This is a genomic window from Trichocoleus sp. FACHB-591 (assembly GCF_014695845.1).
Lineage (GTDB): Bacteria > Cyanobacteriota > Cyanobacteriia > FACHB-46 > FACHB-46 > Trichocoleus.
The window spans coordinates 1-2,016 of the sequence record NZ_JACJPA010000002.1; the positions used below are offsets into that span (position 1 = coordinate 1).

At 50.1% G+C, this 2,016-nt stretch carries 2 protein-coding genes; both read right to left on the reverse strand.

What is annotated here, in order from left to right; all coding sequences use genetic code 11:
• Window positions 1-108 precede the first annotated feature (108 nt).
• Window positions 109-804 (reverse strand): alpha/beta fold hydrolase, encoded by a 696-nt coding sequence (locus H6F90_RS00020; RefSeq protein WP_190549076.1) that lies wholly within the window; start codon window positions 802-804, stop codon window positions 109-111.
• A gap of 109 nt (window positions 805-913) precedes the next feature.
• On the reverse strand, window positions 914-1,705 hold the full coding sequence (locus H6F90_RS00025) for an SDR family oxidoreductase (protein WP_190549079.1): 792 nt from the start codon (window positions 1,703-1,705) through the stop codon (window positions 914-916).
• Between the last annotated feature and the right edge of the window lie 311 nt (window positions 1,706-2,016).

Below are 2,016 nucleotides of genomic sequence, written 5' to 3' on the forward strand. Positions count from 1 at the left end.
AACCTGCACCAATCACAATGTAGTCATAGTGAGTCATGACGTTCTCCTCCTCTGTTCTCTGTAGAGGATTAATGTTGTTAGGTAGATGGGATTACTTCACAGCAGAGCTTACTTTACAGCAAAGCTTGCTACTTCAAGAATCAGATTGGCAACTTCTCTGGGCTGAGAGATATAAGGGACATGGCTAGCTTTGATCTCCGTGGTTTTAGCACCGATTCGGCTTGCCATAAATCGCTGAAGCTCAGGGGGAATTGCCCGATCTTCTTGAGCTAAGAGATACCATGAGGGAATGGTTTGCCAAGCCGCGCTTTCGACAGATTGCTCAAAAGTCACACTGTTAGCTGGCTTTTGTGTCACTGCCATCACCTGTGCTTCGACGGGTGACACGTCATGAGCAAAGACCTCGTGAAACTTTTCGCGATCGATGTAAAGGAAGCCTGCTGCATCCGGGGCAATGGCTTTGACAAGTGGGGAAGGAGCATTGCCAATTAACTGGCTAACGCTTTCACCTGGACCTAGTGCCCAACCCGCAATATAAACCAATGCTTTCACCTGTGGGTTGCCAGCCGCCGCGCCTGTGATCACGGCTCCGCCGTAGGAGTGCCCGACCACCACAACAGGTCCCTGTTGAGCATCTATTAGCCGCTTGGTGGTAGCAATATCGTCTGGCAGAGACGTGAGCGGATTTTGCACAGCAGTGACGGTATAACCATCCTGTAGCAACAGTGGAATGACGTGTTGCCAGGATGTACCGTCAGCCCAGCTACCATGAACCAGAATGATCGAAGGTTTATCTTGAGACATAGGGGTTATTCCATGAATGAGTTAATGAAGCGATCGCGGAGCATACTCCGCCCAGTTCGCGCTCAGTTGACAAGGATCAGATGATAAAAACTGACCTTTATGCGTTGTCTCACACGGTTGGAGTGGTTCCACCGTCAATTACAAATTCAGACCCGTTGATGTAAGAAGCGCGATCGGATACCAGAAAAGCAACCAGTTCGGCAACTTCTTCAGGGCGACCAGGGCGACCCATTGCAATCCCACCGAGTGACTCTATCAACCCAAGTCTCGCAGTCTCATAATCTGTTCTTGCATTTGCTGCTAATCTCTCGATCCGTCTTGTGGTAGCCGCTGTCTCGATGAAACCGGGAGCTACCGTATTCACCCGCACACCTTTCGGTGCAACTTCTTTGGAAAGCCCTTTGCTGTAGTTGGTCAATGCTGCCTTTGCCGCAGCTAATGGCAAGGTTGCAAAAAGCGGTAGGGTGCGCTGGATAGAGGACATATGGATAATGGCACCTGAACCTTGTTCTAGCATCTGGGGCAGAAAGGCCCGGTCTAAGCGGACAGCAGCAAACAAATTGGCGTTGAATGTCTGCTGCCAATCTTCATCACTCAGAGTCAGTACGCCACCAGTGGGTGCTGAAGAACCACCCACATTATTAATCAAGATGTCTACACTGCCGAGACGAGCAAACGCTTCTTTGGTTACTTGTTCCACGCCATCAGACGTGCTGATGTCAGACTGAATGAACAAATCCGGTGGTTGCAATTCATCAGGCTTTGAGCGAGCGGTTGTCATGACTGTTGCACCCGCCTGCCTCAGACGGTTGACGATCGCTTCACCCATGCCCTTAGTGCCACCTGTCACCAGCACTTTCTTGCCAGATAGCTCGTTGGGATCAATTTGGATCGTTGTCATGAGCCTAAGATCCTCGGTATCTAATAAAGGATGTAACTGCCCTGTATCAACCAATTGAGCCACTTGTGTCGGATCTCTCCTTGCCGCGATGATCCACGCCATATAGTGCGGTGAGAGGGACACAGGGACTCAATCAACTTTTTGGCTCTCTGCGTCTCTGCATCCTCTCTCTCCCAGCCTTCCTGTCTACTGCCTATTAAACCTTATCGGAAATAGAAAGGGATGTTGATTAAGTCACTCCTTGCCCTCTGGATCTGCAACTAAACCGCTTGGAGCTTCTGCTTCGCTTTTTGAGAGCGGTAGGTGAGTCG

Excerpts from the sequence above, each read along its gene's own strand:
- H6F90_RS00025 (WP_190549079.1), bottom strand. The coding sequence starts at position 1,705 with ATGACAACGATCCAAATTGATCCCAACGAGCTATCTGGCAAGAAAGTG.
- H6F90_RS00020 (WP_190549076.1), bottom strand. The coding sequence starts at position 804 with ATGTCTCAAGATAAACCTTCGATCATTCTGGTTCATGGTAGCTGGGCT.